Annotated in this window: 10 protein-coding genes; all 10 read left to right on the forward strand. The window is 41.7% G+C overall.

Annotated features, from left to right (window positions below):
* Positions 1–152: 152 nt before the first annotated feature.
* The 10 genes from Q0R88_RS23110 to Q0R88_RS23155 all read left to right on the forward strand — a co-directional run bounded on the left by Q0R88_RS23110 (position 153) and on the right by Q0R88_RS23155 (position 14,021).
* Complete coding sequence (locus Q0R88_RS23110) at positions 153–470, forward strand: metalloregulator ArsR/SmtB family transcription factor (protein WP_295720786.1); 318 nt, start codon at positions 153–155, stop codon at positions 468–470.
* Positions 470–970 carry an SRPBCC domain-containing protein gene (locus Q0R88_RS23115; RefSeq protein ID WP_295720787.1) on the forward strand — a complete coding sequence of 167 codons (501 nt, stop codon included), beginning with the start codon at positions 470–472 and terminating at the stop codon, positions 968–970. The genes Q0R88_RS23110 and Q0R88_RS23115 overlap by 1 nt, the downstream gene beginning before the upstream one ends.
* A gap of 30 nt (positions 971–1,000) precedes the next feature.
* On the forward strand, positions 1,001–1,441 hold the full coding sequence (locus tag Q0R88_RS23120; protein WP_295720788.1) for a VOC family protein: 441 nt from the start codon (positions 1,001–1,003) through the stop codon (positions 1,439–1,441).
* A gap of 423 nt (positions 1,442–1,864) precedes the next feature.
* Entirely contained in the window at positions 1,865–4,237 is a 2,373-nt protein-coding gene (locus Q0R88_RS23125; protein WP_295720789.1) for an ABC transporter permease, read from the forward strand.
* Between the two features lie 197 nt (positions 4,238–4,434).
* On the forward strand, positions 4,435–4,887 hold the full coding sequence (locus Q0R88_RS23130) for an SRPBCC domain-containing protein (RefSeq protein WP_295720790.1): 453 nt from the start codon (positions 4,435–4,437) through the stop codon (positions 4,885–4,887).
* The gene (locus Q0R88_RS23135) at positions 4,868–5,191 is read left to right on the forward strand and encodes a metalloregulator ArsR/SmtB family transcription factor (protein ID WP_295720791.1); all 324 of its coding nucleotides are present in this window, start codon (positions 4,868–4,870) and stop codon (positions 5,189–5,191) included. The genes Q0R88_RS23130 and Q0R88_RS23135 overlap by 20 nt, the downstream gene beginning before the upstream one ends.
* Positions 5,192–5,205: 14 nt before the next feature.
* The gene (locus Q0R88_RS23140) at positions 5,206–6,057 is read left to right on the forward strand and encodes a DUF2911 domain-containing protein (protein ID WP_295720792.1); all 852 of its coding nucleotides are present in this window, start codon (positions 5,206–5,208) and stop codon (positions 6,055–6,057) included.
* A gap of 266 nt (positions 6,058–6,323) precedes the next feature.
* Positions 6,324–7,796, forward strand: a complete 1,473-nt coding sequence (locus Q0R88_RS23145) for a family 43 glycosylhydrolase (RefSeq protein WP_295720793.1) — start codon at positions 6,324–6,326, stop codon at positions 7,794–7,796.
* Between the two features lie 1,294 nt (positions 7,797–9,090).
* A complete protein-coding gene (locus Q0R88_RS23150; protein WP_295720794.1) occupies positions 9,091–12,225 on the forward strand; it encodes a TonB-dependent receptor in 3,135 nt (1,044 codons plus the stop codon).
* A gap of 23 nt (positions 12,226–12,248) precedes the next feature.
* On the forward strand, positions 12,249–14,021 hold the full coding sequence (locus Q0R88_RS23155) for a RagB/SusD family nutrient uptake outer membrane protein (protein WP_295720795.1): 1,773 nt from the start codon (positions 12,249–12,251) through the stop codon (positions 14,019–14,021).
* Positions 14,022–14,086: the final 65 nt, after the last annotated feature.

Consider the following 14,086-nt stretch of genomic DNA (forward strand, 5'->3'; position numbering starts at 1 on the left):
GTAATACACGGTTTGGTTAGTTATTGTGATCAATACCAATTACCACTACATTTCCCTTCATTATACCGCGAAAAAAAATGTAAATTTATTTGCGCAACTTAAAGGTTGCATATATATATGCAACCGGAGAGTTGCTTAATTAATAATCAAGAATGAAACAAGATATATTCCAGGCCATATCAGATCCAACACGCAGGGCTATTTTAACGTTAATCGCTATCCAGGCATTAACACCAAATGCAATGGCGGAAAAATTTGATATGACCCGCCAGGCAGTATCAAAACATATTAAAGTACTGCACGAATGTGAATTAATTAAACCTGAGCATAGCGGCAGGGAGATTTATTATCACTTTAATGCGAAAAAAATGCAGGAGTTTGATCATTGGTTGGCCCAATTCAGGCAAAACTGGGAAACCCAATTTAATCAACTTGACAAATTATTAACAACAATTAAAGAACAGAAGTAATGAACAACGATTTGCTATTTGATTTTAACGTTGACAAAACCGCGAAAACGGTTTATATAACCAGGGAGTTTAATGCCGGCAAATCTTTAGTATGGGATGCCTTTACCAAAGCCGAACTACTGGACCAATGGGGGGCACCTGCACCTATGCGCGCCAAAACCAAGTATATGAATTTTGAAGTAGGCGGGCGGCGATTTTACGCAATGATAAGCCCCGACGGGCAGGAGCGTTGGTCGGTGCAGGAATTTACTTCCATTACCCCGAAAACTAATTTTAAGATGTACAACGCGTTTGCGGATAAAGACGAAAATCGTGAACTGCCTGGATCTGAATGGGATTACAATTTCAGCGAACAAAATGGCATAACCAAGGTGAACATTACCATTTTTAATGAATCGTTTGAGCGATTGGAGAAATTATTGGAGGGCTTCAAAATAGGCTTCACCATAACCTTAAAAAACCTGGAAGATCTGTTGGTCACTTTATCGCAGAAATTATAAACAGAAAATTAAAACCTAAAAAATAAAATTATGAGAACAATCAATCCATGGATCAACTTCAACGGAAATGCCGAAGAAGCATTCACTTTTTACAGATCAGTTTTTGGCGGAGAATTCACAAAGATCATTCGTTTCAAAGATATGGCAGGCATGGATTTTCAGGTGCCGGAAAATGAGGCAAATAAACTCATGCACATTGCTTTGCCTATTGGTAAACAGAATGTATTAATAGCCAATGACGTTCCCGAATTTATGGGACGGGTAAACGAAAGCGAAAACAGGTCTAAAATAGCAGTGGCTGCCGAAAGCCGTGAAGAAGCAGACAAAATATTTAACGGACTATCGGCAGGCGGAGATGTTGAAGGGTCCATTGGTGACAGTCCCTGGGGTACATATGCCGGAATGTTTAGAGACAAATATGGAATTGAATGGATTGTGGAATTTGACCCAAATTATAACGGGCAAGTTTAACCGAAGAAAAAAGCGGCTCCTTGCATGGTGCCGAGTCCTTCCTCATCCGCAACGGTTTTATTATAACCCAAAAGCCTGCAAATTTTGATTCGCAGGCTTCTTTGTTTCCATAGGTGCGATAATAACACCGACCATTAGTTAGCAAAAACATTCTGTTTTGATTCTATTTTATAGTACCCTCTAATCTTATATTCACAGGTTCGAGCCTTATCTGGAAATTATCATCGGTATAGCTATTTCAGGACGGGTCACCCAACTGATAAAACCGCACAGTGGTTGTAACGTTTTCGAACGATATCGTTCATTGTAATTATGTAAAAGGCTGATTGATATTTATTTATATTGTTGGCATGGGTTTTAAACAGAATCATAACATTAAGCCCGTATCTCGTAAATTTAATTACTCATTTAAAAAGCATAGCTATGTTAAGAACATATTTTAAACTTGCTTACAGGAATATCACAAAGGATAAAGCCTATTCTATTATCAATATATCAGGTTTGGCGATCGGCCTGGCATCAAGTATCCTAATTTTGCTTTGGGTTCAAAATGAATTAAGTTACGACAGGTTCCATAAAAACGCCGACCAGATTTATCGTATAACCAGCGAATTTGGTGATTCAAAAAGTGGAGCAAACTCGGCAGGTATGCCCGCCGGACTGAAAGCGGAAATGCCGGTCATTAAAAATACTGTTCGTTTGGGCCAAAGCCAAAGCGCCACTACCTTGTTTGAAACAAATAACAAAAAATTTCAAGAGGGACGTGTGTTTTATGCAGACCCAAGTTTTATGGATGTGTTTTCCTTTCCCCTGGTGAAGGGTGACCGTGCCACGGCGTTAGCAAGTGTGGATGGCGTTTTAATAACACAGGAAATAGCAACAAAATACTTCGGAAATGAAGATCCTATAGGCAAGATAATACGAAAAGATAATCAAGAAAACGTGATAGTAACAGGCGTTTTGGCCAATATTCCTGCTAACTCAGATCTGCAATTTGACATCATTCTTCCCATGGCCTCTTTAGCCAGAACGAATGACGATTTGAAAAATAATATATGGGGCAACTTCAATTTTTTGGACTATGTTCAATTAGATAAAAGTTTTGACCCTTCTGCTCCCAATTTATTAGGGCTGGAAAAGCAAATTGATCAAATATTTCAGAAGCATAGCCCCGGAACTAAAGCCTTGTTCCAACTGCAGCCGTTAACCAAAATCCATTTGGCACCCGAAAGGTTGGGGGATTTTCCAGGGCATGGGAATGCGCAATATGTAAACATCTTTTTTATTATCGCTATTCTGATTCTCGTAGTAGCCTGTATCAATTTTATGAATCTGGCTACCGCACGTTCAGCCCGCAGGGCCAAGGAAATCGGCTTACGCAAAGTGGCAGGTGCCGTACGCGGGCAGTTGATCCTCCAGTTTTTAAGCGAGTCTGTATTCATTTCTTTCCTGTCCTTATTGCTTGCAATAGCGATCGTCAGTTTATTCTTACCAGTATTCAATGAACTGGCCAACAAAAAACTCAGCTTTGATGTGTCAGATGCGAAGCTTTGGTTAAGCCTTTTTGGTATTGCCATGTTAACCGGGCTCATCTCCGGCAGCTACCCGGCCTTGTTTCTTTCCGGCTTTAACCCGGTTAAAGTGCTCAAGGGGAACGTAAAGTCAATGGGCGGCAATTTACTGTTCCGCAACACGTTGGTCGTAACTCAATTTATGGTGTCTATTGTGTTGCTTGTCGGGACAGTGGTGATCTACAATCAGCTTAAATTTATTAAAGACAGGAATCCAGGCTTCGAGAAGGCCAATCTCTTGTATATACCGATGACAGGCGATATCTGGAACAAGCAGCAAGCCTTAAAAAATGAGCTAAAACGAAACCCGCTTACCAGCGATTTTGCCCTTATTACCGACTTGCCCACCAACCTGGGGGGCTGGACACTTAACGTAAAATGGGATGGCAAAGATCCCCGTTCGCAAATATCTATCCCGGTGATGGCTGTCAATGAGGATTTTACCCATGTATTCCGGATGAAGTTATTAGCGGGACGAAGTTTTTCAAGAGCCTTTAAAGCGGATTCAAATAATTACATGGTTAACGAAAAAATGCTGAGCATAATGGGTTTAAACTCCAGTACGGCAGTGGGTAAAACCATAGCGGTTTGGGGTAACAAGGGTACTATCATTGGCGTGGTGAAAGACTTTAATTTTAAACCGGTTCAGCAGGCTATAGAACCATTGGTGATGCCCTTTAATAAGATAGGTGGTTTTGTGGTGGTAAGGACATTGCCCGGTAAAACAAACGCAACTATAAAGACTTTAGCCGCTATAAGCCAGGAGCTCAACCCTGCTTATCCTTTCAAATTTGATTTCCTTGATCAGGATCTGGCTAACCTTTATAAAGGAGAACAACAGATGGGCAACATTTTTAATCTTTTTGCTATTCTGGGCATTTTTATATCCTGCCTGGGTTTATATGGTTTATCCGCTTTTGTGGCCGAGCAACGTACCAAAGAGATTGGCGTACGTAAAGTATTAGGAGCATCCGTATTTAATCTCGTCTATTTATTATCTTTCGGGATCACCCGGTTAATTCTGATCGCTATAGTTATAGCCATACCTCTTTCATGGTATGCTGTGAACAGTTGGTTGGCCGGTTTTGCCTATCATATTAATGTTAGCTGGCTGGTATTCTTCTCGGCATCCCTGGCCGCTTTGGGCATCGCCTGGCTTACGGTTAGTTATGAATCTATAAAAGCAGCGGTTGTTAACCCTATAAAGAGCTTGAGATCGGAATGATTGTAATATATAGCGGATGGGGATACTTTATAAGGTCGGCCTGGAAATACTAAATGGTTATGCCTGAGAAAAGCCTCGACTTACTGTTTTCTGAAACAGGAGTTGCAAGAAGATACCTGTATTTCTCGAATTTGTTAAAATTAATTGCGTAACTCAGAAGTTACCTATATATTTGAGTAACTTCAAAGTTACTCATTATGGCAAAAATCATCAAACACCAATTTTTCTTCCCTCATCCGCAAGAGGCGGTTTGGGAATACCTGACAAAATCTGAACTGATGGCTCAATGGCTCATGAAAAATGACTTTCAGCCTATTGTAGGGTACGACTTTCAATTCAGGACCGGCCCCATACCCAGTCTCGATTTTGACGGCATATTTTACTGCAAAGTATTGGAGATTGTTCCCTTTAAAAAACTTTCTTATTCCTGGAAAAGCGGACCAGGAGGAGGGGAGATCACGCTGGATTCTGTAGTGATATGGAAACTGGAACCCAGGGATAACGGTACCGAGGTTTATTTAGAGCACAGCGGTTTCGCCAAAAAAGAAAACCTGGATTTTTACAACGGCTTGCTGCATGGCTGGGTGGAAAAACTCCAGAACATCGATAAACTTTTAAATACTACATTACGTGGCCATACCAACGCTTGATACATTCCAGGTGATCGGAGATCCCAGCAGGAGAAAGATGTTGATGTTGTTATCAGAGGATAGTATGACCATCAATAGCCTGGTAGATCATTTCGATATGAGTCGTCCTGCGGTTTCCAAACATGTAAAAATATTGGAAACCGCCGGGTTTATTTCCATCCGGGATATGGGGCGGGAACGGTATTGTACGCTGAAAAAGGATGGTTTCGAAGAACTACAGGCCTGGCTAAACTACTTTGATGAGTTCTGGGCATCGAAACTGAAAAAGTTGGAAATCCTGTTAAATAACAAATTACCTAACTAATCATAAACCAAATTATGAAAACAGTTTTATTTTGTCTGGCCACGTTGGTAAGCTTTTCTTTTTATGGCGCCAGGGCGCAGGAGCTTAAATATAAAATACCTGCTGCAAGTATGGGCCAGCGCGTTGAACAGGATTTTGGGCTGGGTACTATTTCTGTAAAATACTATCGGCCAAATACCAGGGGCAGGAAAATCTTTGGTGGTATTGAGCCCTATGGCTTAGTATGGCGCACCGGGGCTAATAATGCCACGATCATCACCTTAACTGATACGATAGCGGTGGAAGGACATACGCTTCTGCCTGGCGCTTATGCACTCTTTAGCATTCCAGGCCCGGATGAATGGACTATGATATTTAATAAAAACACAAACCAGTGGGGCGCTTACTCTTACGACGAAAAACAAGACCTGCTTCGGTTTAAAGTAAAGCCGGTAAAACTGCCCGCTAAGGTTGAAACGCTGACCATTCAGTTTGCAGATGTTCATCAGGATGATGGCGTGCTTCAAATATTATGGGAAAACACGGGTATCAACCTTCGGTTAAAAGCTAACGTAGATGAGCGCATTATGGCCAATATACAGGAAGCCATGAAGGGCGATAATAAACCCTATTATATGTCGGCCATTTGGTATTATAATCATGGGCAGGATCTTAACCAGGCGCTGGCCTGGATGCAGGAAGTAGATAAAACACAGTCCCCGTCTTTCAATGCCAAATACTGGCTGGCCAGGTTACAACTAAAAACGGGCGATAAAAAATCTGCTATCGTTTCTGCTAACGAAGGACTCAAGCTGGCTTTAGCCCAAAACAGCCAGGAATATATAAACCTGAATAAAGAAGTATTGCACGAAGCGGGTGTAAACTAATTTAACAGCCCCGAAGAAGTGTTTCATGCCATCAATAATGTCCGCTCGTGGCCCGGCGGGGCAGGCCCACTGTTCTGCAAAACGAGCGGATGCCAGCATTAGATTTTCACATGATCAAAATTTAATTTTGTAGTATATTGCCGGAACATGTGGCTAAAAAAAGCACCAATATTTGCGAAGTAGATTGGTTGTGTATGTAGTTTTTTAGGCCCGGCCCACCGTTCTTTATAAGATATTTACGCTTACTAAATATAGAATTGAATCCTATGAAAAAAACATTATTAAGTTGTTTATTGGCATTGACCATCTGGACCGTTCAGGCGCAGCTGGGTGTTAAGTATAACGCCTCCGTGCAAACTACCGGAAATCTGCAATACTTTAAGCCCAAAGGTGATCTGTTTGTAGGAGATTGCATGCCATTTTCTCACAATGGAACTTACTATTATTACTGGCTGCTGGATTCAGCACACCATAAAAGCCTTAACGGGCTTGGAGGCCATCAATGGGCACTGAGCACAACCACAGATCTGAAAACCTGGAAACAATATCCCGTAGTGCTGGGTATTGATGAAGCATGGGAAAAGTCTATCTGTACGGGATCTGTTGTTTACTATAAAAAGCAATTCTATGCCTTTTATGCCACCCGTTTAATAGATAAGAATGGAAAAGTTAACGAACAACTCAGTTATGCGCTGAGTAAGGACGGTATTCATTTTGACAAACAAAAGCCTAATCCTTTCTATACATCAGCCCCCGGCTATAGCAAGCGTGATTTTCGTGATCCTAAAGTATTTGTAGATGAAAAGACAGGTGAATTTCACTTATTTGTTTCGAGCTGGCAGGAAAGTCCTGTAATGGAACATTCTGGCGGCGCGTTAGTACACCTTACATCAAAAGACCTGAAGAACTGGACGGTACTTGACCCGGTGTTAACCGGCCAGGAATCTGTTCCTGAATGCCCGGATTATTTTTACTGGAATGGATGGTATTATTTGGTTTACAGTCACAACAGCGACACTTATTATGTCAAATCCAAAAAAGCTTACGGACCATGGGAGGAACCTAAAAATCAGGCATTTCTTGAATCGTGGGTAAATGTTGTAAAAACCGCATCTTTTGGCTCTGCCAGGAGGATTGCCGCAGGATGGGTGCCTTCAAGAAGGGACGACAAGGATAGCAACGGTGAGGTATTTGGCGGTAACACCATTTTCAGGGAAGTTATTCAACAACCCGACGGAACATTAAATACTAAGTTTCCAGAGGAAATGATCCCTGCAACAGGTCCGGAATTGGATCTGAAGATCAACCCTGATTTGTTGGCAACATCGAAAGGTAACCATAACCTGGAGATTGATGCTCCAAACGGATATGGAGCCGCGCACCTGGAGAATATTCCACAGAAATGCAGAATAACGATGGAAATTGAGCCCGTTGGCACTAATGAAGACTTCGGTTTTGTTTTTAGGTCCGACGCAAAAGCCGACAAAGGGTACCGTGCATCATTCTCTGCAAATAATCAATCGGTGTCACTTGGTAATACTGATATCCGTGCAGTGGATGGGCTTGATAAAACCATTAAAATAGATATTATTTTGAACGATGATATCATAGACATGAGCGTAAATAACAAACGCTGTATTGTAAACCGGCTGATTGATCAAAAGGGGAGCTATTTGTGGTTGTTTGCCAAACATGGTAAAGTTCGCTACAAGTCCATCAAAATCAGCCCGTTGCTTTAATGCTATTATTGATAAAAGTTAGTAGGAATAGATTAATTTGGGTATAGTCAGTTATTGGTTTAAAAATTTCAGGTAAACTGACACAGAATGTTCTGATAAAAACAGGGCAAGTTCTATTTTTGAGCTTGCCCTGTTTAATTTAGCAAAGCTCAAATCCGGTTGTATTTATCATATTCATGGTCTGTAATAAATACGTAGCTAACTTTTAAGCACTTAGAGCAGGACAGTTTTTTGAACGGAATAAAAAAAAGCAAGTTTTCTTCAATCCAGTTTTTAGGAATTGGAAAATGATACAAAGCGCTGCACTTTGTGCAGTATAAATTGGGCTTACTATTCATTGATATATGCGGGTATTTATCGGCAAAAGTTTAAAAAACAGTATCTTTTCTGAATCAGAAAATTCCCTTTTTCACTATGGCTTTTTCTCCTGATCGGCTTTTTAAATGAAACGTTTTGCTTTCAGGGTATATACGAAAGCAGTTAATTAAAAGTTTCCTTTAGTGATAATTTTTGCCATAATTTAATCAGTATGTATCATAAATTGTTATTTTTTAGTATTAAGCAAATGTGAAAGGTTATTACGTTGTTTTAGCCCAGGCTCTTGAGGCATTCAATACTGAAAGTCCCGGCAAAAACAACACGCAAATAAGGAGCCAGCAGACCCGATCATGGGTAAATATGCGAATGAGTTCTTACTGATTGAAATTCAATACTTTATAAAATCTGGTCTGTCCCTGTCAATCTCTTCATAAAATTAAGGTTCACGGCAATTTAGATTTTAACGCACCCAATAGCTGCTCCTGCTAACCTAATTAGATCGTCCATCTGCATTATTCCTGACAAAAAAGGAGAGGGTAGCAATTGCCCGGAAGTGTCAAAATGATACTGTGCAATCGAAATACCATTTATTGCGATAATTTTCCAATTTTTAGAATGATTTTCGCTTTAGTGTTGAATTTTTAAGGGTGCGAAAATGTCAGTTTTGTTGAATTTAATATTACAGTATTTGAATTTCATAACTTAATTGTTAATAAAATGAAACTTTTGTTAGATAAATAACAAAAGTTAGTCAAGTTGTGCAATCGATTGTATTTTATTATAATTTTGGTTTTAAGCCAATTAGCGATTGTTATTTCAAAATGACGCTCGTTCTCAGGTGAGAAATCTGAAAAACTATTTCAAATGCAGTTCATACGATACAGATAGTATGTATAACAAGTGGTTATGAAAATACCAGGATAGTTTGGATTCAATAATTAGATCTAAAAACAAATCAAAACCAATTAAATCGATAATGAGAAAACAACGACTACTAATGAATTGGAAAATGTTTATGCTGCTCATCTGTCTGAGCTCATTTTCTATGTCGCTTTTTGCACAAGGCAGAAAGCTGACCGGTACAGTAACCGACGACAAAGGACAATCACTTATAGGGGCAACAGTAAAATTAAAATCGGGCCGCCTTACAACATCAACTGATGTTAACGGGAAATTTTCTTTGAACATCACCAGCGTCGAAACGGCAATTATAGTAACCTATATAGGTTATATTGATCAGGAGGTGCCTATCAATAGCACAAGTGCCGATTTAACTATCAAACTATCGACCAGCGCGCGCAGCTTAAATGATGTTGTGGTAGTGGGTTACGGTACGCAACGGAAAAAGGATGTGACGGGTTCTGTGGCCTCAATAAGCGGTGCAACCTTGCAGGAAGTGCCTTCAACCAACGTGAGCGACCAGCTGAAAGGCCGGATAGCAGGTTTGGATATTACCAGTACAGGCACAACCCCGGGAGCGGTAGGGCAGATCCGTTTACGTGGCGAACGCTCATTTGCAACTTCAAACAGCAATGCCAATAACCAAAACGGACCACTGTTTGTAGTTGATGGAATCCCTTTTATTGGTGGAAGCCTGAATGATATTAACCAGGATGATATTGCCAGTGTAGACGTATTAAAGGATGCTTCTGCGGCGGCTATTTATGGTTCAAGGGCATCGGGAGGTGTAATTATCATCACCACCAAAAGAGGTAAGGCTGGTAAGGCAGTAGTAAGCTATGATGGCTACTACGGCATAAGCAAGATCACGGATGAATACCCGATCATGAACGGCGCGCAATTTACCGCGTTTAAACGTGAGTCTATTGCCGGTAATTCAAGCGCATCTTCTCCCAACTCCACCGCTTACCCTTTTACTACAGCTGAGTTGGCAGGTATTGACAAGGGCACCAGTACCGATTGGCAAAAACTCTTGTTCAGGAATGGTTTTTCTACTGATCATCAGCTTAACGTTTCAGGTGGCAATGAAACCACACAGTTTTCTATCAGTTCCGGTTATCATAAAGAGAATGGCATCCAATACGGGCAAAATTTCGACCGCGGTTCTTTACGTGCATCAATTGATCACAATATCAGCAGCAGGATAAAAGTTGGCTTAACCACATTCCAAACCTTAACGCATATCAACGGCGCTAACTTGTTCCCATTATACAATGCGGTAGCCATAAGCCCGCTTACCTCACCATATAATGCTGATGGCTCTGTTAATTTATTGCCAATGACAGGCTCCGTGGATCAGCCAAACAGGGTGAACCCGTTAACCATCAGAAATCAGTATATCCAGAATACAAACAGAAAACTCTATTCATTCAACACATTATACGGCGAAATAAATATTATCGACGGCTTAAAATACAGGTTCAACGCCGCCTTAACTTACGGCCAAAACCAGGGGAATAATTATACCCCGGTAAACACAACCTATAATACAGCCACCTCTCCATCGCAAACCAGCGAAAGTTTAAGTAACTCTGAAAACTATACCTGGTTGTTGGAAAATATCCTGACCTATGATAAGCGATTCGGGCAGAAACATCACCTTACTTTTACCGGTTTATATAGTACCGAAAAAGATCATAGCCAGGGTTTACAGATTTATGGCGTTGGATCACCGGCAGATTACCTGCAGAGCTACAACCTTTTCCTGGCTAACCAGGTAAACTTCTCATCCACCAATCAACCATACTTTGCCGATAGGGGGCTTATTTCCTACATGGCACGTGTAAACTACGCGTTTAATGATAGATACCTGCTTACAGCTACTGTAAGAACAGATGGATCTTCTGTACTTGATCCTAAGCACAGGTATTATACTTATCCCGCGTTTGCATTGGGCTGGAACATAGACAAGGAGGATTTTATGAAGAATGTAAGCTTTGTAAACTCACTGAAATTAAGAGCAGGTTACGGTGTAACGGCCGATCAGAATGTGAACCCCTACCAGATCCTGGGTAACTTGAGCAGTAACGCCTATAACTTTGGCGCGAATGGCCAAAACGGATACTTGGTAACCAACCTGGCCAGTTCTTTAAAATTTGAGCATACCAATAACTACAATCTTGGTGTCGATTTCGGTTTGTTTAATGACCGCTTAACCGGTACTATCGACGTTTACAAACAAAAGACCTTTGATATTTTACAGGTAGAATCTTTACCACCAAGTAACGGAGCCGGTTCAACCACTGTGAACGCCGGAAATTCAAAAGGAAAAGGATTGGAAATATCACTGAGCAGTATTAATATCCGTAATGCCGGGGGCTTTAGCTGGAGCACAGATTTTAATATCGCTTTCGCGCGGAGTGTTATTGTTTCACTACATGATAACTTACCTGCGGATGTTACCAATGGGTGGTTTGTAGGTCAGCCCTTTAACGTGATCTATGATTATAAGAAGATCGGTATCTGGCAAACCAGCGAAGCCACGCAGGCTGCTGTTTACGGCCAAAGACCGGGACAGATCAAAATTCAGGATGTAAACAACGATGGTAAAATTAATGCCAGCGATTTGCAGATCCTTGGAAATTATCAGCCTAATTATACAGCCGGTTTCACCAACCGTTTTAGCTTCAGAGGCTTTGATCTTTCATTTGTGGCCTTTGCACGCATGGGGCAAAAGGTAGCTGTTACTTACCTTGGCTCTGATGCAGGCGCCCAGGGATTTCCGTTCTTTAATCAGGGAAGGGTAAATCAGGTAAACGTTAATTACTGGACACCAACCAACCCAACGAATGATTTTCCTCGTCCTGATGCCAATTTAAGCGGCCCTACCTACGCATCCACGCTGCAATATCGCGATGGTTCATTTATCAAAATGCGCAGTATTAACATGGGGTATACATTCCCTAGCGAAACCATCAAAAAAGCCGGTTTCAGGTCTCTGCACGTGTATGTTACCTGCAATAACCCTTTCATCATCTATTCGCCTTTAGTTAAAAGCGGACTGGCGATAGATCCGGAAGGTAACGGATATGGTAACCAGATTGCTGGTGCATCGAGCTTTTCAAGTGATGCTTTAGGGCGCGCGGTTACTGTGGGTTTAAGTAATCCGGTGGCACGTACCTTCCAGTTGGGTGTAAATGCAAAATTTTAGTTATAAAAATAAGATTGATAGATATGAAATCATATAAAACATTAGCCATTTTGCTTGCGGCATGTAGTTTAGTAAGCGTAACCGGCTGTAAAAAAATACTTGACCAAACTCCCAAATCAAATATCACCCCAAATGTGTTGGCATCAACAGGCGGTGTAGTAGGGGGCATTACCGGTGTATATTCAGATTTACGTAACCTCTGGGGAACAGAAGGCTTTTTATACTACACCAATTTTGGGGTAGATGAAACGCTGGCAGGCGGCGGCGCATCTGCCGGTGGTGTTGCCTTTGCCACCTATAAAAATTATACCAACAACGTTTCTGACGTCTACAACGCTTTAGGTGGTGTATTCAATATCGCTTACCAGGATATAAACACGCTAAACGGCGTACTGCAGTTTGGTCCTGCCGCGTTTGCCGATGTACCAACCCGTACAGCCTATTTAGCGCAGGCAAAGTTTTTACGGGCCTTTTATTATTTCCACCTGGTACAAACTTTTGGTGCAGTACCATTGCACACTACGTTCATCAATACGGCCACATTATCTGATTCACGTGCGCCGATTGCTAATATTTACAGCCAGATCATTAAAGATTTGACTGAGGCATCAACAGAGCTTCAGGATAAGCCAGGACAAAACGGATCGCCTTTTGCAGGGCACGCAGCTACCAAAGCGAGCGCCTTATACCTGCTGTCCAAAGCCTATTTAACCAGGGGATGGTCAACAGCCGCACAGCCCGGTGATTTTCAGAGTGCTTTAACAACGGCTCAAACCCTTATTGCCAATAAAGGAACTTATGGTGTTGATCTGTATCAAAACTATGCAGATGCTTATGCCTTAGCTAATGACCTAACCAATAAAGAGGATCTTTTTGCAATAGAACATAGTACTGATACCAAATATGGCGATTTTACCCCTGGGGCATCCGGTGGTAAGATCAATGGCTGGGCGTACTTTTTCAGACCGAATTATCCCACCGTCAACGCAAATTATCCGGCAAGCGGCGGATCAGGCGTTATGACACGTGACCTAACCAACGGCAGGCCATTCTTCCGGGTTCGCCCCAATTATGATTATGTGAATAATGTAGCTTTTGCAGATAAATCAAATGATTACAGGTATTGGAATACTTTCCAAACCACCTGGATAGCCAATACCGCAAACATCACAACACCAAGGGGATCACTTACCGTGGGTACCGATACAGCTATCTGGATGCCTCCATATGATCCGGGAGCTGCAAAAAGGGCATCGTTTAAAGGCGTAATATTTTTACCGCCAAGTGTAGCCGCAGGTGTTTCCGGAGCTAATGCAAGTACAAGTGCTTTCTTCCCTGCACTTAAAAAGTTCGACGACCCAAGCAGGCCAAGCGTTAATGATCCGTCGTCGCGCCCGGTAGTGTTGTTCCGCTTTTCAGAAATATACCTGATTGCGGCAGAAGCTGCTTTTAAAATGAACGATCTTACTACGGCCGCTACGATGATCAATGTTTTACGCACACGTGCTGCTTTCCGCACCAGTAATATGCCTGCAGATGCTATTGCAAAAATGCAGGTTACGCCAGACCAGGTGACGCTTGATTTTATCCTGGACGAACGTACAAGAGAGTTATACGGCGAATCATTAAGATGGTGGGACCTCACCCGTACACAATCATTAGTACGCCGTGTTAAAGCGTATAATGCTGAGGCCGGGCCAAATATCCAGGATTTTATGTCACTACGCCCGATCCCTCAAACGGAGATTAACCTGGTGACGCAAGGAACACCAATTGCTCAAAATCCGGGTTTCTAATAAAACGAATAAAATATAACGGGGCAGGGCTTTATGCCGGCCCCGTTTTGCTATCACTGTTCCCA

This window comes from Mucilaginibacter sp. (assembly GCF_025362475.1).
Taxonomy (GTDB): domain Bacteria; phylum Bacteroidota; class Bacteroidia; order Sphingobacteriales; family Sphingobacteriaceae; genus Mucilaginibacter.